Source organism: Kribbella sp. NPDC051137, from assembly GCF_040682535.1.
In the GTDB taxonomy this organism is placed as follows: domain Bacteria; phylum Actinomycetota; class Actinomycetes; order Propionibacteriales; family Kribbellaceae; genus Kribbella; species Kribbella karoonensis.
Map to the genome: position 1 here is coordinate 1,282,152 of NZ_JBFBBI010000002.1, position 24,579 is coordinate 1,306,730.

At 69.9% G+C, this 24,579-nt stretch carries 25 protein-coding genes; 19 read left to right on the forward strand and 6 right to left on the reverse strand.

All coding sequences use genetic code 11. The annotated features are described in order from the left end of the window. The first annotated feature begins 7 nt into the window (after nucleotides 1-7). The 4 genes from aroC to AB0M51_RS13620 are packed head-to-tail and all read left to right on the forward strand — an operon-like array spanning nucleotide 8 to nucleotide 3,953. A complete protein-coding gene (gene aroC / locus AB0M51_RS13605) occupies nucleotides 8-1,207 on the forward strand; it encodes a chorismate synthase (RefSeq protein WP_344187500.1) in 1,200 nt (399 codons plus the stop codon). Next, nucleotides 1,204-1,704: a shikimate kinase gene (locus tag AB0M51_RS13610; RefSeq protein WP_344187499.1), complete on the forward strand. Its 501-nt coding sequence runs from the start codon at nucleotides 1,204-1,206 to the stop codon at nucleotides 1,702-1,704. The genes aroC and AB0M51_RS13610 overlap by 4 nt, the downstream gene beginning before the upstream one ends. Further along, on the forward strand, nucleotides 1,701-2,834 hold the full coding sequence (gene aroB, locus AB0M51_RS13615; protein ID WP_344187498.1) for a 3-dehydroquinate synthase: 1,134 nt from the start codon (nucleotides 1,701-1,703) through the stop codon (nucleotides 2,832-2,834). The genes AB0M51_RS13610 and aroB overlap by 4 nt, the downstream gene beginning before the upstream one ends. Nucleotides 2,835-2,867: 33 nt before the next feature. Further along, the gene (locus AB0M51_RS13620; protein WP_363749433.1) at nucleotides 2,868-3,953 is read left to right on the forward strand and encodes a Gfo/Idh/MocA family oxidoreductase; all 1,086 of its coding nucleotides are present in this window, start codon (nucleotides 2,868-2,870) and stop codon (nucleotides 3,951-3,953) included. Nucleotides 3,954-3,999: 46 nt separating this feature from the next. Here AB0M51_RS13620 and AB0M51_RS13625 read toward each other — a convergent pair whose 3' ends face one another. Then, the gene (locus AB0M51_RS13625; protein WP_363749434.1) at nucleotides 4,000-4,668 is read right to left on the reverse strand and encodes a TetR/AcrR family transcriptional regulator; all 669 of its coding nucleotides are present in this window, start codon (nucleotides 4,666-4,668) and stop codon (nucleotides 4,000-4,002) included. 87 nt (nucleotides 4,669-4,755) lie between these two features. Between AB0M51_RS13625 and AB0M51_RS13630 the strand changes: the two genes are divergently transcribed. Continuing rightward, a complete protein-coding gene (locus tag AB0M51_RS13630) occupies nucleotides 4,756-5,922 on the forward strand; it encodes an FAD-dependent monooxygenase (RefSeq protein ID WP_363749435.1) in 1,167 nt (388 codons plus the stop codon). On the opposite strand, the gene AB0M51_RS13635 is transcribed toward AB0M51_RS13630, so the two are convergent. Then, a complete protein-coding gene (locus AB0M51_RS13635) occupies nucleotides 5,923-7,890 on the reverse strand; it encodes an AAA family ATPase (protein WP_363749436.1) in 1,968 nt (655 codons plus the stop codon). Between the two features lie 56 nt (nucleotides 7,891-7,946). Between AB0M51_RS13635 and AB0M51_RS13640 the strand changes: the two genes are divergently transcribed. The 3 genes from AB0M51_RS13640 to AB0M51_RS13650 all read left to right on the forward strand — a co-directional run bounded on the left by AB0M51_RS13640 (nucleotide 7,947) and on the right by AB0M51_RS13650 (nucleotide 9,716). Further along, entirely contained in the window at nucleotides 7,947-8,537 is a 591-nt protein-coding gene (locus tag AB0M51_RS13640) for a TetR/AcrR family transcriptional regulator (RefSeq protein ID WP_344187493.1), read from the forward strand. An 81-nt stretch (nucleotides 8,538-8,618) separates the two neighbouring features. Continuing rightward, complete coding sequence (gene aroQ / locus AB0M51_RS13645; protein ID WP_344187492.1) at nucleotides 8,619-9,056, forward strand: type II 3-dehydroquinate dehydratase; 438 nt, start codon at nucleotides 8,619-8,621, stop codon at nucleotides 9,054-9,056. Between the two features lie 66 nt (nucleotides 9,057-9,122). Next, entirely contained in the window at nucleotides 9,123-9,716 is a 594-nt protein-coding gene (locus AB0M51_RS13650; RefSeq protein WP_344187491.1) for a response regulator transcription factor, read from the forward strand. Here AB0M51_RS13650 and AB0M51_RS13655 read toward each other — a convergent pair. Both AB0M51_RS13655 and AB0M51_RS13660 read right to left on the reverse strand, forming a co-directional pair. Further along, entirely contained in the window at nucleotides 9,713-10,306 is a 594-nt protein-coding gene (locus AB0M51_RS13655) for an NAD(P)H-binding protein (protein WP_363749437.1), read from the reverse strand. The two genes, AB0M51_RS13650 and AB0M51_RS13655, sit on opposite strands and share 4 nt — an antisense overlap. Continuing rightward, nucleotides 10,303-11,193, reverse strand: a complete 891-nt coding sequence (locus AB0M51_RS13660; protein WP_363749438.1) for an EamA family transporter — start codon at nucleotides 11,191-11,193, stop codon at nucleotides 10,303-10,305. The genes AB0M51_RS13655 and AB0M51_RS13660 overlap by 4 nt, the downstream gene beginning before the upstream one ends. A 74-nt stretch (nucleotides 11,194-11,267) precedes the next feature. On the opposite strand from AB0M51_RS13660, the gene AB0M51_RS13665 reads away from it, so the two are divergent. Next, nucleotides 11,268-11,765 (forward strand): MarR family transcriptional regulator, encoded by a 498-nt coding sequence (locus tag AB0M51_RS13665; protein WP_344187488.1) that lies wholly within the window; start codon nucleotides 11,268-11,270, stop codon nucleotides 11,763-11,765. Between the two features lie 2 nt (nucleotides 11,766-11,767). After that, nucleotides 11,768-12,877: a methyltransferase, FxLD system gene (gene fxlM, locus AB0M51_RS13670; RefSeq protein ID WP_363749439.1), complete on the forward strand. Its 1,110-nt coding sequence runs from the start codon at nucleotides 11,768-11,770 to the stop codon at nucleotides 12,875-12,877. On the opposite strand, the gene AB0M51_RS13675 is transcribed toward fxlM, so the two are convergent. Beyond that, nucleotides 12,855-13,748 (reverse strand): hypothetical protein, encoded by an 894-nt coding sequence (locus AB0M51_RS13675; RefSeq protein ID WP_363749440.1) that lies wholly within the window; start codon nucleotides 13,746-13,748, stop codon nucleotides 12,855-12,857. The two genes, fxlM and AB0M51_RS13675, sit on opposite strands and share 23 nt — an antisense overlap. A 133-nt stretch (nucleotides 13,749-13,881) precedes the next feature. Here AB0M51_RS13675 and efp point away from each other — a divergent pair, with 133 nt between their 5' ends. Then, nucleotides 13,882-14,445: an elongation factor P gene (efp, locus tag AB0M51_RS13680; protein WP_344187485.1), complete on the forward strand. Its 564-nt coding sequence runs from the start codon at nucleotides 13,882-13,884 to the stop codon at nucleotides 14,443-14,445. 23 nt (nucleotides 14,446-14,468) lie between these two features. After that, nucleotides 14,469-14,879 carry a transcription antitermination factor NusB gene (nusB, locus tag AB0M51_RS13685; RefSeq protein ID WP_344187484.1) on the forward strand — a complete coding sequence of 137 codons (411 nt, stop codon included), beginning with the start codon at nucleotides 14,469-14,471 and terminating at the stop codon, nucleotides 14,877-14,879. Nucleotides 14,880-15,074: 195 nt separating this feature from the next. Here nusB and AB0M51_RS13690 read toward each other — a convergent pair whose 3' ends face one another. Next, nucleotides 15,075-15,590: a transcriptional regulator gene (locus tag AB0M51_RS13690; protein ID WP_141851350.1), complete on the reverse strand. Its 516-nt coding sequence runs from the start codon at nucleotides 15,588-15,590 to the stop codon at nucleotides 15,075-15,077. Nucleotides 15,591-15,795: 205 nt separating this feature from the next. Here AB0M51_RS13690 and pyrR point away from each other — a divergent pair, with 205 nt between their 5' ends. The 7 genes from pyrR to AB0M51_RS13725 are packed head-to-tail and all read left to right on the forward strand — an operon-like array spanning nucleotide 15,796 to nucleotide 24,578. Continuing rightward, nucleotides 15,796-16,389: a bifunctional pyr operon transcriptional regulator/uracil phosphoribosyltransferase PyrR gene (gene pyrR / locus AB0M51_RS13695; RefSeq protein ID WP_344187483.1), complete on the forward strand. Its 594-nt coding sequence runs from the start codon at nucleotides 15,796-15,798 to the stop codon at nucleotides 16,387-16,389. Further along, nucleotides 16,386-17,321: an aspartate carbamoyltransferase catalytic subunit gene (locus AB0M51_RS13700; RefSeq protein WP_344187482.1), complete on the forward strand. Its 936-nt coding sequence runs from the start codon at nucleotides 16,386-16,388 to the stop codon at nucleotides 17,319-17,321. Before pyrR ends, AB0M51_RS13700 begins: the two co-directional genes overlap by 4 nt. Continuing rightward, nucleotides 17,318-18,610: a dihydroorotase gene (locus AB0M51_RS13705; protein ID WP_363749441.1), complete on the forward strand. Its 1,293-nt coding sequence runs from the start codon at nucleotides 17,318-17,320 to the stop codon at nucleotides 18,608-18,610. The genes AB0M51_RS13700 and AB0M51_RS13705 overlap by 4 nt, the downstream gene beginning before the upstream one ends. After that, nucleotides 18,607-19,092 carry a hypothetical protein gene (locus tag AB0M51_RS13710; protein ID WP_344187480.1) on the forward strand — a complete coding sequence of 162 codons (486 nt, stop codon included), beginning with the start codon at nucleotides 18,607-18,609 and terminating at the stop codon, nucleotides 19,090-19,092. Before AB0M51_RS13705 ends, AB0M51_RS13710 begins: the two co-directional genes overlap by 4 nt. After that, the gene (gene carA, locus AB0M51_RS13715) at nucleotides 19,089-20,210 is read left to right on the forward strand and encodes a glutamine-hydrolyzing carbamoyl-phosphate synthase small subunit (RefSeq protein WP_363749442.1); all 1,122 of its coding nucleotides are present in this window, start codon (nucleotides 19,089-19,091) and stop codon (nucleotides 20,208-20,210) included. The genes AB0M51_RS13710 and carA overlap by 4 nt, the downstream gene beginning before the upstream one ends. After that, entirely contained in the window at nucleotides 20,210-23,512 is a 3,303-nt protein-coding gene (gene carB, locus AB0M51_RS13720) for a carbamoyl-phosphate synthase large subunit (protein ID WP_363749443.1), read from the forward strand. Before carA ends, carB begins: the two co-directional genes overlap by 1 nt. Next, on the forward strand, nucleotides 23,505-24,578 hold the full coding sequence (locus tag AB0M51_RS13725; RefSeq protein WP_363749444.1) for a quinone-dependent dihydroorotate dehydrogenase: 1,074 nt from the start codon (nucleotides 23,505-23,507) through the stop codon (nucleotides 24,576-24,578). The genes carB and AB0M51_RS13725 overlap by 8 nt, the downstream gene beginning before the upstream one ends. The last annotated feature ends 1 nt before the right edge of the window (nucleotide 24,579 follow it).

Below are 24,579 nucleotides of genomic sequence, written 5' to 3' on the forward strand. Positions count from 1 at the left end.
TCAAGGCATGCTGCGCTGGCTCACCGCCGGCGAGTCGCACGGACAAGCGCTCGTCGCCGTACTCGAAGGTCTTCCCGCAGGCGTTGAGGTCACCACGGACGACGTGGCCGACGCCCTGGCTCGTCGTCGGCTCGGCTACGGCCGCGGCGCCCGGATGAAGTTCGAGCGGGACGAGGTGACGTTCCTCGGTGGCTTCCGGCACGGGCTGTCCCTCGGCAGCCCGGTCGCGATCCAGGTCGGCAACACCGAGTGGCCCAAGTGGGAGCAGGTGATGAGCGCCGACCCGGTCGACAGCGAGACGCTGGCCGGCCTCGCGCGGAACGCCCCGCTGACCCGCCCGCGGCCCGGTCACGCCGACCTGGCCGGCATGCAGAAGTACGGGTTCGACGAGGCCCGCCCGGTGCTCGAGCGGGCCAGCGCCCGGGAGACCGCGGCCCGGGTCGCGCTCGGCGAGGTCGCGGCCCGGTTCCTCCGGCAGGCGTACGGCGTGACGATCGTCAGCCACGTCGTCGAGCTCGGCACGGTCAAGGCGCCGTACGGCGTGATCCCGGCGTACGGCGACGTCGCTCGCCTGGACGCGGATCCGGTCAGGTGCCTGGACGCGGACGCGAGCAAGCAGATGGTCGCCGAGATCGACGCCGCGCAGAAGGCCGGCGACACCCTCGGCGGCGTCGTCGAGGTGGTCGTCGACGGTCTGCCGCCGGGTCTCGGCAGCTACGTGCACTGGGACCGCCGGCTGGACTCGAAGCTGGCCGGTGCGCTGATGGGCATCCAGGCGATCAAGGGCGTCGAGCTCGGCGACGGCTTCGAGCTGGCCCGGACGCCGGGGTCGAAGGCGCACGACGAGATCGTCGCCGAGGACGGTGCGGTCCGCCGGACCAGTGGCCGCTCGGGTGGTACCGAGGGCGGCATGAGCACCGGCGAGACGCTCCGGGTGCGGGCCGCGATGAAGCCGATCGCGACCGTTCCGCGGGCGCTCCGGACGATCGACACCGCGACCGGCGAGGCCGCGTCCGCGCACCACCAGCGCTCGGACGTCTGCGCCGTACCGGCGGCCGGGATCGTGGCCGAGGCGATGGTCGCGCTCGTGCTGGCGGAGGTGTCGCTGGAGAAGTTCGGCGGCGACTCGGTCGGGGAGACCGCGCGCAACCACGAGTCGTACCTGGCGAACCTGCCGAAGACCATCACCCCGCGGGAGTGGGAGTGAGCCCGGTCGTCGTCCTGGTCGGCCCGCCCGGATCCGGGAAGTCGACGATCGCCGCGCTGCTCTCGCAACGGCTCGGGGTGCCGCACCGCGACACCGACGCCGACATCGAGGCGACGGCCGGCAAGCCGATCTCGGACATCTTCGTCGACGAGGGTGAGCCGCACTTCCGTTCGCTCGAGCGGGCCGCGATCGTGGCCGCGCTGCAGGGCGCGGGGGAGGTGCTGTCGCTCGGCGGCGGCGCGATCCTGGACGCGGACACCCGCGCCGACCTGGCCGGCCACACGGTGGTCTTCCTGGACGTCAGCCTGGCCGAGGCCACCAAGCGCGTCGGCCTCAGCGTCGCCCGCCCGCTGCTGCTCGGCAACGTCCGCACCCAGCTCCGCAACCTGATGGAAGCCCGCCGGCCGCTGTACGGCGAGGTCGCCAAGCTCACCGTCCTCACCGACCACAAGACGCCGGACGAGGTCGCCGACGAGATCCAGGAGCACCTGGGATGACCGACGAGCAGACCCCGGCGGCCGATCGCGGTCCGGCGGGCGCCACTCGGATCCGCGTGGCCGCGGCGGCGCCGTACGACGTGGTGATCGGGAACAACCTGCTCGGGGAGTTGCCGGGCCTGCTGGGCGAGGGTGTGCAACGGGTCGCGGTGATCCACCCGCGGGCGCTTCGGGAGACCGGGGACGCGATCCGCGACGACCTGACCGCGTCCGGGTTCACCGCGCACGCGATCGAGATCCCGGACGCGGAAGAGGCCAAGACCGCGGAGGTGCTGGCGTACTGCTGGTCGGTCCTCGGGCAGGCCGGGTTCACCCGCTCGGACGCGATCGTCAGCGTCGGCGGCGGGACCACTACCGACCTGGCCGGCTTCGTCGCGGCGACCTGGCTGCGCGGCGTGAAGGTCGTGCACATCCCGACGACCCTGCTCGGCATGGTCGACGCAGCGGTCGGCGGCAAGACCGGGATCAACACGGCCGAGGGCAAGAACCTGGTCGGCGCGTTCTGGGAGCCGGCCGGTGTCCTGTGCGACCTGGCCGCGCTCGAGACGCTGCCGAAGAACGACTACGTCAGCGGCCTCGCCGAGGTCGTGAAGTGCGGCTTCATCGCGGATCCGGTGATCCTCGACCTGGTCGAGAAGGACCCGGCCGCGGTCACCAGCCCGTCGTACGACGCGACCGCCGAGCTGATCGCCCGCTCGATCCAGGTGAAGGCCGACACCGTCGGAGCGGACCTGCGCGAGCGGACCACCACGGCGGGCGGCCGGATCGGCCGCGAGGCACTCAACTACGGCCACACCCTCGGCCACGCGATCGAGCGCGTCGAGCGGTACAAGTGGCGGCACGGTGCCGCGATCAGCATCGGCATGGTTTTCGTCGCGGAACTGGCCCGCGCCGCCGGCCGCCTGGACGACGCCACCGCCGACCGGCACCGCGCCGTACTGGAATCCCTCGGCCTCCCGGTCAGCTATCGCGCCGACGCCTGGCCGCATCTCCAGGACGCGATGAAGCTCGACAAGAAGACCCGCGCCGACCGCCTCCGCTTCGTCATCCTCGACGCCCTCGCCAAGCCCACCATCCTCGAAGCCCCGGACCCCAGCCTCCTGGTCGCGGCGTACGGGGAGATCGGTTAGGGTGCTGGAAACGCCTCGGAAAGGGCTTTCCGGATGAGTGAGAAGTACAGGATCGCGATCGTCGGTACGGGTGGGATCGCCGGTGCGCATGCCGGTGCCGTGGCGGCGCTGGCGGATCGGGCCGAACTGGTCGCGGCTGTCGACGTCGATCTGGATCGGGCGAAGGAATTCGCCGCCCGGTGGAACATCCCGGCGACGTACTCGACCCTCACCGAGCTGCTGGCCACCGGCCAGGTCGACCTGGTGCATCTGTGTACGCCGCCGAGCACGCACGTGCCGCTCGCGACGGAGTGCCTGGCGGCGGATGTCGACGTGTACCTGGAGAAGCCGCCGACGCTCTCGCTGGACGAGTTCGACGCGCTGATCGCGGCCGAGGAGAAGTCCGCGGCGCGGATCGCCTGCGTGTTCCAGCACCGCTTCGGCTCGGGCGCGGTCCGGCTGCGTGAGCTGCTCGCGGACGGCGTGCTCGGCCGGCTGCTGGTCGCCCTGTGCAACACCGTCTGGTACCGCGACGACGAGTACTTCGCGGCGCCGTGGCGGGGTACGTTCGACGTCGAGGGCGGCGGCCCGACGATGGGGCACGGCATCCACCAGTACGACCTGATGCTGTCGATCCTCGGCCCGTGGCAGAAGGTGACCGCGCTCGCGGCGCGACAGGCCCGTCCGACGCAGACCGAGGACGTGTCGATGGCCCTGGTGACGTTCGAGAACGGGGCGGTCGCGTCGATCGTCAACTCGCTCGTCTCCGCCCGGCAGACCTCCCAGCTCCGCTTCGACTGCGAGAACGCGACGGTCGAGCTGGAACACCTGTACGGCTACCAGAACGCCGACTGGACGATCACACCCGCGCCCGGCCACGATGCCGTCGAGGCCGCCTGGTCCGCGGACCTGCTCGACGTCCCCAGCGGCCACACGGCGCAACTGACCGCCATCCTCGATGCCAAGGCCGCCGGCGAACCAACTCCTGTGTCCTTGTCCGAGGCCCGCAACACCCTCGAACTGGCCGCTGCCATTTACGCCTCCGCGTTCACCGACAAGCCCATCCACCGCGGCGACCTGGCCCCCGGTACGCCGTACGCCACCCGCATGGGCGGCCCCGGCGCACCGTGGTCCGCCTAGGCTCCGTAGCCGTCGACCTTGATGATGCTGGCTGATCCGTTTCAGATCAGTCGTTGCCCAGTAGCAGGCGGAGGGTGAACTCGAATCGGTCGGGTCCGGTGCCGGAGGTCAGCGCGGCGGCGTGCCGGCGAGTCTCCGGGAACTCCTCCGCGGGCAGTGCGGTGAAGCGATCCAGTAGTTCGTCCCCGCTGAGCACCCATTCCTGGTCCTGGGCGCGGCGCCGCAGCCGGACCATGGACTGCTCCAGCGCGTAGGCGCTGACATAGAGGGAGAGCGCGTCGCGGGTCCAGCCCGCGGTGCGTGGTTCGAGGCCGCCGGCGAGCAGGATCGCGAGGATCCCCTCGCCGACCCGCAGTGTCTCCAGATTGGTCGACACCACCGCCAGCGCGGCGCGGGAGACGCCGGGGTACTTGAGGTACAGGTCGCGGATCTGCGTGTAGACCCCCAGGAGTTGCTCGCGCCAGGCGGCCGGGTCGGGCTCCGGGAGTACGACGTCGGCGTACAGCCTGCCGATCAGCAGCTCGTCGAGGTCGTCCTTGTTGACGATGTGCGCGTAGAGCGAGGACGGGCCGGTGCCGAGTACGGCGGCGACCCGGCGGATCGTCAGCGCGTCGTACCCCTCGGTGGCGACGACTTCCAGGGCCGCGTCGGTGATCCGGTCGAGGGTGATCGGCGCTTTGCGGGCCGCGCGGCGCTGGTGGGGATCGGCGGGCATGGCGGTCACTATAGCTTGACGCGAACTAAGTTCGTTGAGTAGAACTAAGATCGTTGAAACGAACTTAGTTCGTCACAAGGAGGTGTGATGCGGGTTTTCATTGCGGGTGCGGGGTTGGGCGGTCTGGCCCTCGCGCAGGGTTTGCGTGGTGCGGGGATCGAGGCCGAGGTGTACGAGCGCGATCCGGGGATCGTCGCGCGGTTCCAGGGTTACCGGCTCGTGCTGAACCCGATCGGCTTCCAGGCCGTGCGCGACTGTCTGCCGCCGCGCTGGCATCCGCTGCTCGACGAGATCGTCATGGAAGCCTCCGCCGAGCAGCTCGTCCTGGACCCGCAGTTGCATGAGCTCGGCAGGCTCGGAGCGAGCCGGACCGGCATCGTGGTCGATCGGCAGGTACTGCGACACCTGCTGCTGACCGGCCTCACCGTGCACACCGATGCCGCTCTCATCGGCTACGACGCGCTGCCCGACGGCACGGTCCGACCGCACTTCGCCCGCCACAACCCGGCGAGCGCGGCGCCGGCCGGCGGTGCGGAGGTTGCCGTCGTCCCGGCGGCTGCTGATCTGCTCGTCGGTGCCGACGGCATCACGTCCGCCGTCCGTGGGGTGCTGTCGCCGCAGACCGTGCCGGTCGATACCGGCGTTCGCTTCGTGATCGGCCGTACCGCGCTGACCGACGAGTTCGCCGGGTTGTCCAAGGCGTTCGGCTCGAAGATCGCCGGTGACGGGGTCAGTCTGCTGCTCGGCGCGATGCGCTTCCGGACGCCGCCGAAGCAGGCCGCCGAGCAACTGGCCCCGGAAGTCACTCTGCCGGACGTCGGCGACTACGTGCGTTGGGCGATGATTCTCCCGCCGACCGACGCGCCCACGGACCTGACCGCGCCGGAGGCGGTGCTGTCCAGGATGGACGGGTGGCATTCGCAGCTGCGCGCGCTGATCGAGCAGGCCGACCCGGACAACAGCGCGCTGCTGTCGATCCGAGTGGTGAAGCCCGCTGAGCGCTGGGCGCCCGGCCCGGTCACGCTCCTCGGTGACGCGATCCACGCCACCTCACCGACCGGCGGCAACGGCGCGAACACCGCGCTGCGCGACGCCGATCTGTTGCGCCGCAGTCTGATCGCGGCCGACGAAGGTCGCCACGATCTGCTCGGCGCGGTCGACGACTACGAGCGCCAGATGTTCGAGTACGGCGCCGAGGCCGTGCGCAGCAGCCTCGAGAAGCTGCCCGCCTTCGCTCCCGGGGCGAAGCTGTAGTCAGCAGAGCTCGGGTGGCATGGCCTGCTGGTGCAGGATGTCCAGCCGGGAGACTGCCCGGGTGAGGACGACGTAGAGGCGGTTGAGTCCGCGGGGTTCCGACGCGACGATCTCGGCGGGCTCAACGGCGATCACGTGGTCGTACTCCAGGCCCTTCGCCAGCGTCGCCGGGACGGCCGTCACGCGGCCGTCGCCGTCTGCGTTCGACACGTCGATGTCGGCGGCCTTGAGTGCGTCGGCGAAGGCGGGGAGTTGGTGGTCGGCGGCGATCACCCCGATCGAGCCTTCCTGGGTGAGTGCGCGGCGTACGGCGGCCACGCAACCGGTGGCGAGGTCGTCGGCCCGGGTGATGGTCAGCTCGCCGTCGGAGCGGAACGAGCGTGTCGGCGGCACGTCCACGGCGAGGGCCCCGAGTAGCCGGTTGGCCAGCTCGACCACGGTCGCCGGGACGCGGTAGCCGGTGCTCAGGGCAACGATCTTGGCGTCCGGCTTGCCGAGGTGGATGAGCTGTTCCCGCCAGTCGGTGGCGGCCCAGGGTGTCGTCCCTTGGGCGAGGTCGCCGAGCACCGTGATCGAGTTGTGCTCGCTGCGCCGCGCGATCGCCCGGCACTGCATGGGGGAGAGGTCCTGCGCCTCGTCGACGATCACCTGCCCGTACGTCGGTCCGCGCTCCAGCAGCGCGCCGAGCTCGTCGAGCAGTACGGCGTCCGCCGCCGTCCACCGCGCGCTCTTCGCCTTCCGCGGTCGGGGCCAGGCGATCGCCTGTCGCTCCTCAGTCGTGAGACCTGCCGCCTCGCGAGGATCGCTCAGTAGCGAAGCGAGCACCTCGTCGGCCTTGAGCAGCGGCCACACGGTCTCGACGTACGGCGTGACGGCGCGGGCCATCCGCCGCAGCCAGACGCCGTTGCAGTTCTGCCCGCGGGCCTCGGCCTGCCGTTGCAGCGCGGCGACGATCCGCGCGATCACCCGCTCGCGACCGGTGAGGTACGTCGTCGCGTCGGCCCGCGTCTCCGCGACCATCTCCGCGAACTCGTGCTGGTTCACCCGCCACTTGTACGACTCGTCGGTCACCACGACTGCCTGCTCCGGCTGCCCGATCCGCCGGTACACGGCCTCCCGCAGTACGCCGGCCATCCGGGCGTCGTGTTTGACCGCGGCCGCGGCCGGATCGTCGGTCGCGCGGACCTCGCGGTCCAGCAGTCGCTCGATCGTGGTCTGCTCGACGTCGACCTCGCCGAGCGTCGGGAGCACGGCGGAGATGTAGTGCAGAAAGGCCTGGTTCGGCCCGAGGACCAGGACGCCGTTGCGTTGCAGCCGCGCGCGGTGTGCGTACAGCAGGTACGCCGCGCGGTGCAGGCCGACCGCGGTCTTGCCGGTCCCCGGAGCGCCCTGGACGCAGACCGAGACGTCGAGGTCGGTCCGGACCAGGGTGTCCTGCTCGGGCTGGATCGTCGCGACGATGTCCCGCATCGGCCCGACCCGGGCGCGCTCGATCTCCCGCCGGACCAGGTCGCTCGCCCCGGCCGGGGCGCCGGTCCGCAGGTGCTCGTCCTCGAAGCTGGTCAGCGCGTTCGCCGACCAGCCGAAGCGGCGCCGGGTGTCGATCCCGCGCGGCTCGACGGCCGACGCCTGGTAGAACGTGGCCGACACCGGCGCCCGCCAGTCGATCACCATCGGCGGGCGGCCGATCGCGTCCGAGATGTGCCGGCGGCCGAGGTGGTAGGTCTGTCCCGTGTGCTCGCCGGCGTCGGACCCGTAGCGGATCACGCCGAAGAACGGCGGGTTGTCGCCCTCCTCGCCCAGGTCCCTGGCCAGCGTCTTCAGGTAGTACCCGAGCCGCTCGGCCGTGTACCGGTCGCCCCAGGTGTGCTCGCCGACGGCGACGTTCTCCCGGACGCCCGCGACCATCCGGCGGAGCGCCGCCCGGCAGCGGTCGGCGTACGCACGCTCCTCGTCGAGGTCTCGCATCGGGGCTCCTCAAAACATTAACCCGGTTAATCTTTTGCCTAGGTTAACATAGCGCCATGGCCGGACTTCGCGAGCGCAAGAAGCAGCAGACGCACGACGCCCTGTCGGAGGCGGCGATCGAGCTGTTCGTCAAGCACGGCTTCTACTCCGTCCCGGTGACCGACATCGCGGCTGTCGTCGAGGTCTCGAAGCCGACCCTGTTCAAGTACTTCCCGAGCAAGGAAGACCTGGTCATGCACCGGATCGAGGACCACCGGCGGGAGGCGGCCCGGGTGGTCGAGGCGTCGTCGGCGCCGCCGGCCGCCGCGCTCCGGGCGTACTTCCTGGCCGGGCTCGCCGACCGCGAGCCGACCACCGGGCTGAACGACCTTCCCGAGGTCGTTGCCTACTACAACCTCGTGTTCGGTACGCCGGCCCTCGCGACCAGACTGCGCGAGTTCATGGACGACGACGAGCGTGCCCTCGCCGAGGCGCTGGGTGGTGACCTGGACGCCGAGCTGCTGGCCGCGCAGCTGCTCTCGACCCGCCGCATCCTGGCGTACCGCAACTGGGAGGCGATCTCGCACGGCCAGTCCGCCGACGACCGCTACCCGGCCGCGGTCGCCGAGGCCGAGCAGGCGTTCGACCGACTAGGGCATGTCTCCTGATCCCACGCCTACTGCGGGGCACTCGGCACGGCATCTCCTCGCTACGGCGTGGGATCAGGAGACATGCCCTAGGGTGAGCGCGTGAGTAAGCGAGTGCTGGTACTGAACGGGCCGAACCTCGGGCGGCTGGGGTCGCGGGAGCCGGAGAAGTACGGGACGACGACGTTCGCCGAGCTGACCGGGGTCTGCGAGAAGACCGGGGCGGAGCTCGGCTTCGAGGTCGAGGTACGGCAGACCGACGACGAGGCGGAGCTGGTCGGCTGGCTGCACGAGGCCGCCGACGACCGGACACCCGTCGTACTCAACCCGGCCGCCTTCACCCACTACTCGTACGCGCTGCGGGACGCGATCGCGCAGCGGACCGCGCCGCTGATCGAGATCCACCTGACGAACCCGGCCACCCGCGAGGAGTTCCGGCACACCAGCGTCGTCGCCGGGGTCGCGACCGGGACCATCGCCGGTTTCGGCCTGGACTCGTACCGGCTCGCGCTCCGCGCACTGACGTCGCTGGATTCATAACCAACGTGCCTCATCGGGCATCAGGGTGAGTGTGGAGATCACTCGGCGGTGCGATGGGGGACGAGGATGACGATTCCGGTCTGGGTGCAGACGCTTGACCCGCTGTCCCGGTTCGGCCTGGTGCATGCGCTGGAGAACAGCCCGGAGGTCTCGCTGACCTCCGAACCCGGAGCGGACGTGGTGGCGCTGGTCGCTGTCGACGCCGTGGATGCGGTCGCGGTGCAGGTACTGCGCGGCGCGGCGGACCGCGGGTGCCGGCGGATCGTCGTGATCGGCAGCTCGATCGACGACGAGGGGCTGATGACGGCGATGGAGCTGGGCGTGTCCGGCGTACTGCGTCGTACCGAGGCCACCGTCGACCGGATCGTGCACCTGGTGCAGGCCGCGGCCGCGGGTGACGGCAGCCTGCCGACGCAGCTGTTGAGCCGTCTGCTCGGGCAGACGCGGCAGGTCAGCCGGCTGCCGCACGCGGGGCTCTCCGACCGCGAGACGCAGGTACTGCGACTTGTTGCTGATGGCAAAGACACCCAGGAGATCGCCCGCGAGCTGTCCTACTCGGAACGCACGGTCAAGAACGTCCTGCACGCCGTGACCACCCGCCTGCAACTCCGCAACCGCTCGCATGCGGTCGCGTACGCCCTCCGCCAGGGCTTGATCTAATACGCGACGGTGAACCGCTGCCGGACGTGCTGCGCCTGCTCGGCTTCGTCGACCAGTGCGACGGCGAAGTCCTCCATCGAGATGCTCGAGCCGACGAGGTGGTCGTAGCCCTTTCGGTAGCGGCCGGTGCGCTCGCCCGGCTCGAGCAGGGCCGGCGGGCTCACGTACGTCCAGTCCAGCCCGTCGGCTGCGCGCACCAGCTCGTACTGTGCCGCACACGCGCGAGCGATCGGCAGCAGCGCAGCTGGGAAGTCAGGCGCGTCCATCAGTAGCACCTCCTGCCCGGGCAGCAGCAGACTCGCGGCCCCGCCGACAAGGATCAGCCGCACGCCCGTGACCTGTAGGCCGATCAACAGTGCCTTGGCGGCGTCGACGAGTTCGCCCTCCTGGCCGTCACGCGGGCGAGTCGCGCTGATCACCACGTCGTACCCGGCGCTCAACCGCACCACGTCCTCGGCGTTCGACGCGTCGCCGCGCAAGTACGCCGTACCGGATCGTCCGACGCCGTCGACGTGATGCCCGCGGGTGGCAGCTTCCCCGACCACCCGGCTGCCGACGGCACCTGATGCACCCCACACGAGAATCCTCATCCGACGAGCACCCGCGGCTTCTCAGTAACGACAGGCGTACGACGGACCTGTGCGCCGACGAGTGCTGCCAGCACGATGAGACCGCCGAGCGCCTGCAGCCCAGTCAAGTGCTGGTTGAGAACCAGCCAGCCCAGTGTGGTCGCCACGACCGGGCTGAGCAGGCCGAGAAACGTGACTTCGGTCGGAGCGAGCTCCCGGAGCCCCCGGAACCACAAGGCATAGGCGACCGCCGAGCCGAACAGTGCGAGGTATGCATAGCCCGCAACGTTCCGCAGGGTGAAGTCGGGCAGGGATCCTTCGACCAGGAAGGTGATCGGCAGCAATACCAGTCCGCCGGCAATCAGCTGCCAACCGGTAGTAGCCAGTAGGGGAGCAGGCGAGGTCCAGCGCTTGCTGAGTACGACGCCGAACGCCATCACGACCGCACCGCCGACAGCAGCCAGCACGCCCCACCCGTCGAGCCGCGCACTCGCGCGCAGTACCAGCAGGCCGACGCCGAAGATGCCGGCTATCGCAGTGAGCACGGTGTGCAGAGACAGGCGTTGCCGTAGCAGTGCTGCGGACAGGAGTGCGACCAGCAGCGGCTGGATCGCGCCGACCGTCGCAGCGACGCCGCCAGGTAGCCGGTAGGCGCCGACGAAGAGCAGGGCGTTGAAGGCGCCGATGTTGAGCGTGCCGAGAATCAGCGAGCGCCACCACCAACTGCCGCGCGGCAGCACACGGGTGATCGCGACCAGCAGCAGACCGGCCGGCAGTGCCCTCAGAAGGGCGGCCAGCAGCGGACGGTGGGGCGGGAGCAGCTCAGTGGTGACGAGGTACGTCGTACCCCAGAACATCGGCGCGATGGCCGTGACCAGCAGGATGAGAGTTCGTCGATTGCTTAGCACTAAGACAAACTATCTCAGCACTAAGATAGTTTCAAGTCTCTCACCGCTAAGTGATCTGGCGCTAGGCTGGGCAGATGGCAGATCACGTCGACCTGGTGCTCGAGCAGTGGCGCGCGCGCCGGCCGGACCTGGACGCGTCGCCGATGGGGATCATCGGCCGGATGAGCCGGCTCGGCGCGCTGTTCGACGCGGAGCTCCGGCGGAACTTCGCCAAGCACGACCTGGACCGCGCGTCTTTCGACGTGCTGGCGACGCTGCGCCGCAGCAACCCCGAGCACAGCCTGACGCCGGCCGGCCTGATGCACTCCTCGATGGTCACCTCCGGCGCGATCAGCCAGCGGCTCGACCGGCTGGAGGCCCGTGGCCTGGTCACCCGCGCGCCCAGCGAGACCGACCGCCGCGGAGTCCAGGTCACGTTGACGCCGAAGGGGCTCGAGCTGATCGACAAGGTGCTGCCGACCCACGTCGACACCGAGTCGCAGCTGCTCGCCGGCCTGTCGAAGGCCGAGCTCGATCAGCTGGCGGGGCTGCTGCGGACGTTGCTGGAGTCGCTCGGGGACAAGCGGGACTGATCATGACCCGTGCGGACTCGTTGCGGACCGCCCTCGTCCGGCAACTGACCTCGCTCGGGACGATCCGCGACCCGCGGATCGCGGCGGCGTTCCAGGCGGTACCGCGGCACCTGTTCGTGCCGCAGGTCCCGTTGGAGACCGCCTATGCCGACGACGTCGTACCGATGAAGCAGGACCGGGCCGGGGTGCTGACGAGTTCGGTGTCGCAGCCGAGCATCATCGCGTTGATGCTGGAGCAGGCCGCGATCCGGCCGGGCGACCGGGTGCTGGAGATCGGGTCCGGTGGATACAACGCCGCGCTGCTGCGCGAGCTGGCCGGTCCGGACGGTGCGGTCACCACGGTCGACATCGACGCGGACGTGACCCTGCGGGCGCGGGCGTTGCTCGACCAGGCCGGGTACGGCGATGTGGCCGTCGTTCAGGCCGACGGCGAGTTCGGGGATCCCGCGCGGGCGCCGTACGACCGGATCGTGGTGACGGTGACCGCGTGGGAGGTCGCGCCCGCCTGGGTGCGGCAGCTCCGGCCTGACGGACGCATCGTCGTACCGCTGCGGGTTCGCGGGCAGACACGATCGGTGGCGTTCGATCTGGTGGGGGAGCACCTGGAGAGCAGGTCTACGACGATGTGCGGGTTCGTCAGCATGCAAGGGGCGGGGGCGCATTACGAGCGGTACGAGGACGGGCTGACGTACGACGAGGACCAGCAGGACGAACCCCACCCGAAGGGCGCCGTACTGAAGCTGCGACGCGAGCGGAAGTGGTCAAGGCTCGAGGTGCATCGGGAAGAGCCGTTGCTGGACCTCTACCTGTGGCTGGCGTGCAACCTGCCCGGCTACTGCGTGCTCGACGGTGAAGGGGTCGCCGCTGTCGCGACCGCGGACAGCCTGGCCTACCTGTCGAGGCGGGCCGGCCGGGGCAAGTCGCACGTCGAGCTGGGGTGTAGCGCTCACGGACCGGAGGCGCACGTGTTGATCGGGCGTGTGCTCGAGCAGATGCGTCAGTGGAAGGGGCAGCATCCGACGTTCCAGGTGCACCCGATGGGTGCCGAACTGCCGCCGGGCTTCCACATTGCCCGGCGGCACGGTTACATCACTGTGCAGTGGGAGGTGTAGGCCGCGGCGGGTTGCTGACGGTCTGCCAGAGCTCGTCGATGTCGGACCGGTCGTCGGGCTCGGGTGTGTCCACCCAGCCGCTGGCCCAAACGTTCTCGTCGCGGTCGTCCAGGTTGAAGATCGACTCCGCGAACGCGGCCGAACCGACGTACCGCCCGTCGTCCTCGTCGGGCTCGTCCGGCTTCTCCGCCGTGCCTGACGCGGCGGAGGTCTGCGGCGTGACGAGGGACCGGGCGTACTGCTGTGCTTCGAGCAGCCCGAGCCCGCGTTCCTCACCCAGCAGCCGGACGGCGCCGACCTCGTTGCCGGCGTTCATCAGCTCGCGCACCCTGGCGTCCAGGTCCTGCTTGGTGGAAGGCAGGTTGTTCTGCGGCGGCCGGTGCGCCGGGGGCTGGTACGGCGCCGGGTTGTACTGCGCTGGGTTGTACTGCGTTGGGTTGTACTGCAGCGGGTACTGCGCGGGCTGGAACTGGCCGGGTGCCTGGTACGGCGCGACCGGCTGCGCGGGTGTTTGACCCGGGGGAGCCCACTCGCCGGGGCGGGCCGGCTGGCGGCCGTTCTGCAGGAGTTGCTGGAGGATCGCCGCGGCCTGCTGGCTGCCCTGCGGGTTGCCGGCCTGCGCCGGGAACGAGGACTGTCCGGCCGAAGGCGCCGGCGGCGGGCCGCCCGGTCCGGCGGCCTGGGTGAACTGTCCCTGGAACTGGATCGGCTGGTTGCCGCCCTGCTGTGCCTGGATCTTCTGCACCATCGCCTGCATCCGCGCGTTCTGCTTCGCGTTGCCGTTGCCGTTGCCGCGGCTGGACTGCTGCCGTGCCTTGGTGATCAGGCTCAGCACGATCATCACCACGACGAAGATCACGAACTGCGTCATCGCCCGGCCTCCTGCCCGTCGCGCGGTCTGGGTTGCCAGCCTAAGCCCACCGAGGTCCGCCGAATCGGAAGAAGCCGGGTCCGACCGCTACAATCCGGTGTTACCGCTGATCGAATTCGAAGGGCATACCCGCGTGGCAACGACGAACGACCTCAAGAACGGCATGGTGCTCGACCTGGACGGGCAGCTGTGGTCCGTCGTCTGGTTCCAGCATCACAAGCCGGGCAAGGGCGGTGCCATCGTCCGGACCAAGCTGAAGAACGTGCTGTCCGGCAAGGTGGTGGACAAGACCTTCAACGCCGACGTGAAGGTCGACGTGGCCACGGTCGACAAGCGTGACATGACGTACCTGTACAACGACGGCTCGGCGTACGTGTTCATGGACAAGTCGACGTACGACCAGATCCAGCTGCAGCCGGACGTGGTCGGCGACGCCGTGCACTTCCTGCTGGAGAACCAGGACGCGATCGTCGCCGTGCACGACGAGCTGCCGCTGTACGTCGAGCTGCCGGCCTCGGTCGAGCTGGTCGTCGAGTACACCGAGCCCGGCCTGCAGGGCGACCGGTCCAGCGGCGGCACGAAGCCGGCCCGCCTGGAGACCGGGTACGACATCCAGGTGCCGCTGTTCCTGACCACTGGCGAGAAGGTCAAGGTGGACACCCGGACGGGGGACTACCTCGGCCGCGTCAACTCCTGACGACCGGAAGCCGGCAACCACACATGTCTGCCCGTAGCAAGGCCCGCAAGCGCGCGCTGGACGTGCTGTTCGAGTCCGAGGTCAGGGGGCTGCCGGTCGGCGGCACCCTGGCCGACCGGGTGGCGGACAACGACCCGCCGGTGAACGAGTTCACCGTGGCGCTGGTCGAGGGAGTGGCGAAACACGTCGAGCAGATCGACGAACTGCTCGAGACCCATTCGGTGGGCTGGACGCTGGACCGGATGCCGGCCGTCGACCGGAACATCCTCCGGATCGGTGCCTACGAGCTGCTGTACGACGACCAGGTCCCGGACGTGGTCGCGGTGAGCGAGGCGGTGGCGCTGGCGCGGGACCTGTCGACCGACGAGTCCCCGGCGTTCGTGAACGGGCTGCTGGCGAGACTGCTGCAGCTGAAACCGACACTGGGTCTCTGAGACCCCGAGGGGGCGAGTCCCTCTCTTTCCTGGTGCTACCTGGCCCGGTGACCGTCTCGGTACGGTCCCGGGCCGCTTTGTGCGGGTGATGCGATCTGATGCGATGCGATGCGATGCGGTGGTGCGTGATGGGAAGGCGGGCGGCCGCGGGCCAGCTGCTACAAGCCCCGACCGTCGAGTGCCTTCACCTGGCGATCAGGCGCCGGCTGCCTCGGACGACTCCTCGACGTCACCCTTCGCCTCGGGGTTCAGGACACCCCAGGAGATGAAGCGCTCGGTCAGCGTCGTCGGCGACTCGTCGTAGATCACCGCGAGCGTGCGCATGTCGTCCTGACGGATCGACAGCACCTTGCCGTTGTAGTCCCCGCGCTGAGCCTGGATCGTGGCCGCGTACCGCGTCAGCGGACCGGCCTCGCTCGCGTCGAGGTGTTGCAGGGCCTCCAGGTCGAGGATCAACCGGGGCGGAGCGGCAGCCGCAGCGGCCGCGCTGGCGTTTCCAGGGAGCAGTTCACGGATCGGTACGCCGTAGAAATCGGCGAGTTCCGCGAGCTTCTGGACCGTGACGGCCCGATCGCCGCGCTCGTACGAGCCGACGACGACCGCCTTCCAGCGACCCTTGGACTTCTCTTCCACACCATGCAGCGACAGCCCTTGCTGCTGGCGGATGGCGCGCAACTTGCCACCCAGTGTCTTCGCGTATTCGCTAGGCACGCTGGTTCTTCCCTCCAACTAGTTTCGTTCGGTCCGGCCTGCCGGAACGGGCCGGGTCTTGAAACCCCCCTCGATTACACAGAGTAACAATATTCCGGAGCGTAGGCCAGCGTCAAGACGGCGTGTCACTTCGGTTACCATGTCAAGCGGTCCGAACGTCCTTTAAAGACCTGTCCAGAGAGGCAGGAAAGGAGGAACGGTAGCGATGAGCCCTGCCCAGCGCGCAGAGCACCCCGAGATCACGCAGCCGCCGAATCGCAGCAGCCGCGAGGTCCTCGACGCTTCCGACATTTCCCGGGCACTGACCCGGATCGCCCACGAGATCCTCGAGCGGAACCGCGGCGCCGACCCGGTCGTCCTGCTCGGCATCCCCACCCGCGGCGTACCGCTGGCCCAGCGGGTTTCCGCCCGGATCCAGGCTGTTGAGGGGCAGAGCGTACCCACAGGGTCACTCGATGTGACCATGTACCGCGACGACATCGGCCTCAAACCTCCCCGCGGCCTGGAGCACACCGACATCCCGGCGGACGGGATCGACGGCAAGGTCGTCGTGCTGGTCGACGACGTGCTGTTCTCCGGCCGGACGATCCGCGCGGCCTTGGACGCGCTCGGCGACATCGGCCGCCCGCGCGCGGTCCAGCTCGCCGTGCTGGTCGACCGCGGCCACCGCGAGCTGCCGATCCGCGCCGACTACGTGGGCAAGAACCTGCCCACCTCTCTTGTGGAACGCGTCACAGTGCACCTCACCGAGTTCGACGGGGAAGACGCCGTACTGATCGCCGACAAGGGGGAGAAGTGAAGCATCTGCTGAGTGCCGCGGACCTGAGCCGCGACGAGGCGCAACTGATCCTCGACACCGCCGAGGAGATGCGGTCGCTGGCCGACCGGCCGATCAAGAAGCTGCCCGCGCTCCGCGGCCGGACCGTGGTGAACCTGTTCTTCGAGGACTCCACCCGGACCCGGATCTCGTTCGAGGCGGCCGCCAAACGGCTGTCCGCGGACGTCATCAACTTCTCCGCCAAGGGCTCCAGCGTGAGCAAGGGGGAGAGCCTCAAGGACACCGCGCTGACGCTGCAGGCGATGGGTGCGGACGCGGTCGTCTGCCGGCACGGGTCGTCCGGGGCGCCGCACCTGCTGGCGAAGTCCGGCTGGATGACCGGCTCGGTCGTGAACGCCGGCGACGGCACTCACGAGCACCCGACCCAGGCGCTGCTGGACGCGTTCACGATGCGCCGCCACCTCGGTTCGCTGGAGGGCCGCCGGATCACGATCGTCGGCGACGTCCTGCACTCCCGGGTCGCCCGGTCGAACGTGCTGCTGCTGTCCACGCTCGGCGCCGAGGTGACCGTGGTCTCCCCGCCGACGCTGCTGCCGGTGGACATGAGCAACTGGCCGTGCGTCACGTCGTACGACTTCGACTCGGTGCTGCCGAAGAGCGACGCGGTGATGATGTTGCGGGTGCAGCGCGAGCGGATGAACGACGCGTACTTCCCGAGCGCCCGCGAGTACAGCCGCCGGTACGGCCTGGACCGGTACCGGATGGCCCAGCTGCCGGACGACGCGATCGTGCTGCACCCGGGCCCGATGAACCGCGGCATGGAGATCAGCGCCGAGGTCGCCGACTCCACCCGCTCGGTGATCGTCGAACAGGTCACGAACGGCGTGGCCATCCGGATGGCCGTCCTTTATCTGATGTTGTCGGGCAGTAACGAAGAGGAGCAGAAGGCATGACCGCATACCTTGTCACCGGCGCGCGTGTTCTTGGCGGTGAGGTGGCGGACCTGCTGATCGACGACGGCCGGATCGTTGCCGCCGGCACCGGCCTGGAAGCGCCCGAGGGTACGACGCGGATCGACGCCGACGGCCTGATCGCGCTGCCCGGGCTGGTCGACCTGCACACGCACCTGCGGGAGCCCGGCCGGGAGGACGCCGAGACCGTGTTCACCGGTACCCGGGCCGCGGCCAAGGGCGGGTTCACCGCGGTGTTCGCGATGGCCAACACCGACCCGGTCGCCGACACCGCCGGCGTCGTCGAGCAGGTCTGGCGGCTGGGCCGCGACGCGGGGTACTCCGACGTGTACCCGATCGGCGCGGTCACGGTCGGCCGGAAGGGTACGCAACTCGCGGAACTCGGCGCGATGGCGGACTCCGCCGCCCGGGTCCGGGTCTTCTCGGACGACGGCGACTGCGTCTGGGACGCCGCGCTGATGCGCCGCGCGCTCGAGTACGTGAAGGCGTTCGACGGCGTGATCGCCCAGCACGCGCAGGAGCCGCGGCTGACCCAGGGCGCGCAGATGAACGAGGGCGCGCTGTCCGGCGTCCTCGGCCTGACCGGCTGGCCGAGCGTCGCCGAGGAGGCGATCATCGCCCGCGACATCCTGCTGAACGCGCATGTCGGCTCGAAGCTGCACGTCTGCCACCTGTCCACCAAGGGCTCGGTGGAGATCGTCCGCGCCGCCAAGCGCCGCGGCCTGGAGGTGACCGCCGAGGTGACGCCGCACCACCTGCTGCTGACCGAGGACCTGGCCGCCTCCTACAACCCGGTGTACAAGGTGAACCCGCCGCTGCGCACCAAGGAGGACGTCGAGGCGGTCCGCGAGGGACTGGCCGACGGCACCATCGACATCGTCGCCACCGACCACGCGCCGCACCCGGTCGAGGACAAGGACTGCGAGTGGAGTGCGGCCGCCTTCGGTATGACCGGCCTGGAGACGGCGCTCAGCGTCGTACAGCACGCGATGGTCGACACCAAGCTGCTCAGCTGGGCCGACGTGGCGGACCGGATGAGCTTCCGCCCGGCCGCGATCGGTCAGGCCGCCGACCACGGACAGCCGCTGGTCGCCGGTGCGCCCGCCAACGTCGTGCTGTACGACCCGCGCGTCGAGCAGACCGTCGTACCGGACGCGTCGGTGTCGCTGTCGCGGAACACGCCGTTCGAGGGAATGACGCTGCCGGGCAAGGTGGTCGCGACATTCCTGCGCGGCGTGCCGACCGTGCTGGACGGTGAGCTCACTCGGTGAAGGCCTTTTTGGGCATTCTCGGCACGCTGCTGGTCCTGGCGGCGGGCTACTTCGGGATGTACCGGGGCTGGCGGAACCGCCAGGCCCGGCAGGCCGACCTGGCGCCGTTGCCGACGGCACCGGACAACGGCACGCGCGGAGTCGAGGGCGTGTACGTCGCCACGACCAGCGCCGGCGACTGGATGGACCGGATCGCCGTGCACGAACTGGGCGTCCGTAGCGTCGCCGACCTGGCCGTCAGCGCGGACGGCCTGATCTTCCACCGGCAGGGCGCGGCGGATGTCTTCATCCCCGCGGACCACCTGACCGCCGTCCGGACCGACCAAGGCATCGCGGGCAAGGTGACCGCCGAGAAGTCGGGTCTGGTGGTGGTCACCTGGACCCATGACGGCCGCTCGCTGGACACGGGGTTCCGGCCCCGCCGCAAGGCCGATACCGCCGCCCTGACCGCAACCATCTCAACCCTGATCGGAGCACAATGAGCCAGCCAGCGCTGCTGGTCCTCGAGGACGGCCGGGCCTTCGCCGGTACGTCGTACGGGGCGACCGGAGAGACCTTCGGCGAGGCGGTGTTCACCACCGGGATGACCGGCTACCAGGAGACACTGACCGACCCGTCGTACCACCGGCAGATCGTCACCCAGACCGCGCCGCACATCGGCAACACCGGGATCAACGACGAGGACGACGAGTCGCAGAAGATCTGGGTCGCCGGGTACGTCGTCCGCGACCCCGCCCGGGTGCCGTCGAACTGGCGCGCCACCCGTTCGCTCGACGACCGGCTGAAGGCCCAGAACATCGTCGGGATCTCCGGCATCGACACCCGCGCGCTGACCCGGCACCTGCGGGAACGCGGCGCGATGCGGGCCGGGATCTCGACCGAGATCCTGGACGCCGACGAGCTGCTGAAGAAGGTGCTCGAGCAGCCGCCGATGGTCGGCGCGGACCTCGCCTCCGAGGTGACCACGTTCGAGCCGTACGTCGTGCCCGCGGTCGGGGAACGCCGCTTCACCGTGGTCGCCCTCGACCTCGGGATCAAGTCGATGACGCCGACGCGGATGGCCGAGCGTGGCATCGAGGTGCACGTGATGCCCGCGACGACTTCGCTGGACGACATCCTCGCGGTCGACCCGGACGGCATCTTCATGAGCAACGGCCCCGGCGACCCGGAGACCACCGAGCACCCGACGGACCTGCTCAAGGAGCTGCTGCGGCGCGGCAAGCCGTACTTCGGGATCTGCTTCGGCAACCAGGTGTTCGGGCGGGCGCTCGGGCTCGGGACGTTCAAGCTGAAGTACGGGCACCGCGGCATCAACCAGCCGGTGCTCGACCGGGCCACCGGCAAGGTCGAGATCACCGCGCAGAACCACGGGTTCGCCGTGGACGCGCCGATCGAGGAGACGGTCGAGACGCCGTACGGGACTGCCGAGGTGTCGCACGTCTCGCTCAACGACAACGTCGTCGAAGGACTCAAGCTGACCGGCCACGACGGCCGGGTGCTCGCGTTCTCAGTCCAGTACCACCCGGAAGCGGCGGCGGGTCCCCACGACTCGGCGTACCTGTTCGACCGCTTCGTAGAGCTGATGGAGGGGCGGGCCTGATGCCACGTCGTACAGACATCGAGTCGGTCCTGGTGATCGGGTCCGGCCCGATCGTGATCGGCCAGGCCTGCGAGTTCGACTACTCCGGGACCCAGGCCTGCCGGGTGCTCCGCGAGGAGGGCTTCCGGGTCGTCCTGGTGAACTCGAACCCGGCGACGATCATGACCGACCCGGAGTTCGCGGACGCGACGTACGTCGAGCCGATCACGCCGGAGTTCGTCGAGAAGGTGATCGAGAAGGAGCGCCCGAACGCGCTGCTCGCCACCCTCGGCGGACAGACCGCCCTGAACGCGGCGATCGCGCTGCACGACAACGGCGTACTGGAGAAGTACGGCGTCGAGCTGATCGGTGCGTCGGTGGACGCGATCCAGCGCGGCGAGAACCGGCAGTCGTTCAAGCAGATCGTGGAGAAGCTCGGCGCCGAGGTGGCCCGGTCGCGGATCTGCCACTCGCTCGACGACGTGCTGGGCGCGGCCGCCGAACTCGGCTACCCGCTGGTCGTCCGGCCGTCGTTCACGATGGGCGGCGTCGGCAGCGGGATGGCGTACGACGAGGCCGACCTGCGCCGGATCGCCGGCGCCGGGCTGCACGCGTCGCCGACCACCGAGGTGCTGATCGAGGAGTCGATCCTCGGCTGGAAGGAGTACGAGCTGGAGGTGATGCGCGACAAGGCCGACAACGTCGTGATCATCTGCTCGATCGAGAACGTCGACCCGATGGGCGTGCACACCGGCGACTCGGTGACGGTCGCGCCGGCGATGACGCTGACCGACCGCGAGTACCAGGTCATGCGGGACCTCGCGATCGGCATCATCCGCGAGGTCGGCGTCGACACCGGCGGCTGCAACATCCAGTTCGCGGTGAACCCGGCCGACGGCCGGCTGATCGTGATCGAGATGAACCCGCGGGTGTCCCGCTCGTCGGCGCTGGCGTCGAAGGCGACCGGCTTCCCGATCGCGAAGATCGCCGCGAAGGTCGCGATCGGCTACACGCTGGACGAGATCCCGAACGACATCACCAAGCAGACCCCGGCCAGCTTCGAGCCGACGCTGGACTACGTGGTGGTGAAGGTGCCGCGGTTCGCGTTCGAGAAGTTCCCGGCCGCGGACGCCACGCTGACCACGCACATGAAGAGCGTCGGCGAGGCGATGGCGATCGGCCGCAACTACACCGAGGCGCTGCAGAAGGCGCTCCGGTCGCTGGAGAAGCCGGAGGCCCGGTTCTCCTGGGCCGGTCAGCCCTCCGAGCTCGGCCCGTTGCTCGAGACCATCAGGACGCCGCAGGACGGCCGGCTGCGGATCATCATGGACGCGATCCGCGCGGGCGCGACGCCGGAGCAGATCTTCGAGGCGACGCGCATCGACCCGTGGTTCGTGGACCAGCTCTACCTGATCCACGAGACCGCGCTGCAGGTCGCGGCCGCGCCGCGGCTGACGCCCGAGGTGATCAAGCTGGCCAAGCGGCACGGGTTCTCGGACCTGCAGCTGGCCGAGATCCGCGGGCTCACCGAGGACGTCGTCCGCGGTGTCCGCCAGGCGCTGGGGATTCGCCCGGTGTACAAGACGGTCGACACCTGTGCGGCCGAGTTCAAGGCGGAGACGCCGTACCACTACTCGTCGTACGACGAGGAGACAGAAGTTGCGCCGCGCGAGACCCCGGCCGTGCTGATCCTCGGCTCCGGGCCGAACCGGATCGGCCAGGGCATCGAGTTCGACTACTCGTGTGTGCACGCGTCGATGGCGCTCCGCGAGGCCGGGTACTGCACGATCATGGTGAACTGCAACCCGGAGACGGTGTCGACCGACTACGACACCTCCGACCGGTTGTACTTCGAGCCGCTCACCTGCGAGGACGTGCTCGAGATCGTGTACGCCGAGATGCAGGCCGGACCGGTCGCGGGCGTGATCGTCCAGCTCGGCGGGCAGACGCCGCTCGGGCTGGCGCAGCGGCTCGCGGACGCCGGCGTACCGATCGTCGGGACGTCGCCGGAGGCGATCCACCTGGCCGAGGAGCGGGGCGCGTTCGGGAAGGTGCTCGCGGACGCGAACCTCCCGGCGCCGAAGCACGGTACGGCGATGTCCGCCGCGGCGGCGCACGAGGTCGCGGAGGAGATCGGGTTCCCGGTGCTCGTCCGGCCGTCGTACGTGCTGGGTGGTCGCGGGATGGAGATCGTGTACAGCTCGGCCGAGCTGACCGCGGCGCTGGACCGGCTGAGCGCCGGCTCCGGCTCGTGGGAGCACCCGGTGCTGATCGACCGGTTCCTCGACGACGCGGTGGAGATCGACGTCGACGGGCTGTACGACGGGAACGAACTGTTCCTCGGCGGCGTGATGGAGCACATCGAGGAGGCCGGGGTGCACTCCGGCGACTCGTCGTGCGCGCTGCCGCCGATCACGCTCGGGAACGCCGACATTGAGAACATCCGGCGTTCGACCGAGGCGATCGCACGCGGGGTCGGCGTCCGCGGGCTGCTGAACGTGCAGTACGCGCTGGCCGGCGACGTGCTGTACGTGCTGGAGGCGAACCCGCGGGCGTCCCGGACCGTGCCGTTCGTGTCGAAGGCGACCGCGACGCCGCTGGCGAAGGCGGCCGCCCGGGTGATGCTCGGCGCGTCGATCGCCGAACTGCGGTCCGAGGGGCTGCTGCCGGCCTCCGGCGACGGGGGCACGCTGCCCCCGACGACGCCGATCGCGGTGAAGGAGGCCGTGATGCCGTTCAACCGGTTCCGGACCATCGACGGTTCGTCGGTGGACACGGTGCTCGGGCCGGAGATGAAGTCCACCGGCGAGGTGATGGGCATCGACGACACCTTCGGTACCGCGTTCGCGAAGTCGCAGGCGGGGGCGTCGCAGCCGCTGCCGGCGGACGGGAAGGTGTTCGTCTCGGTCGCGAACCGGGACAAGCGGCACATGATCTTCCCGGTCAAGCGGCTCGCGGACCTCGGCTTCCAGATCTACGCGACCGAGGGCACGGCCGACGTACTGCGACGCAACGGCGTCGAGGCGGTCACGGTCCGGAAGAGCAGCCAGGGCCCCGGCCCGAACGGTGAGCCGACGATCGTCCAGATGGTGCAGGACGGCGAGCTGAACCTGATCGTCAACACCCCGATCGGCATCACCCAGGGCGGCTCGCCGCGGCTGGACGGGTACGAGATCCGGAGCGCGGCGGTCGCCCGGAACATCCCCTGCATCACCACGGTGCAGGGCCTGGCGGCCGCGGTCCAGGGCATCGAGGCCCAACGCACCGGCGACATCGCCGTCCGGTCCCTCCAGGACTGGGTCCCGAGGATCCACGGTGCCTGAACTGGTGGCGCGGCCGCGGCGGTCGGCGTACGAGCGGGTCGTACGGCCGGTGCTCTACCGGCTGGGTCGCGGGGATGCGGAGGTCGCGCACGAGCAGACGCTCGCCGGCCTCCGCCTCCTCGGCCGGATCCCCGGCGCGGCCCGCGCCGGGGCGCGGTTGTACGGCGCGATCGGCTCGACTACGCCCCGCACCGTGTTCGGGGTGCGGTTCCCCTCGCCGGTGGGACTCGCTGCCGGGATGGACAAGAACGGGGTCGCGTTGCGCGCGTGGCCGGCGCTCGGGTTCGGGTTCGTGGAAGTCGGCACGGTGACGGCGTACCCGCAGCCGGGGAACGAGAAGCCGCGACTGTTCCGGCTCGTGGAGGACGAAGCGGTCATCAACCGGATGGGCTTCAACAACCTCGGCAGTGCCGCTCTGGCCGACCGGCTCGCGGCGTACGGCGAACTCGGCTACCCGCTCGGCATCTCGATCGGCAAGTCCAAGATCACCCCGCTGGACCAGGCGGTCGAGGACTACGTCACCTCGCTCCGCCGCCTGTACCGGTACGGCGACTACTTCGCGGTGAACGTCAGCTCCCCGAACACCCCCGGCCTCCGCGAACTCCAGGACGCCGGCCACCTCCGGGAACTCCTCACCGCCCTGCACACCGAAGCCGCCACCCTGACCGTCGCCGGCCTGGCCCGGAAGCCGATCCTGGTGAAGATCGCGCCCGACCTGACCACGACGGCGATCGACGAACTGCTCCAGGTCTGCACCGACACCGGCGTCGCCGGCATCATCGCCACCAACACCACGATCGGCCGTCCCGGCGTCGAGTCCCACCCGTTGTCGGGGCAGACCGGCGGGCTGTCGGGCCGTCCGCTGGCGGAGATCTCGGCGAAGATCGTCGCCCATATCCACCACCAGACCGGGGGAGCGCTGCCGGTGATCGGGGTGGGCGGAATCGTCGAGCCGGCCGACGCCACCCGCCTGTTCGACGCCGGCGCGAGTCTGGTCCAGGTGTACAGCGGCCTGATCTACCGGGGCCCCGGTCTGATCCGCACGATCAACAGGAGTTTGCCGTGAG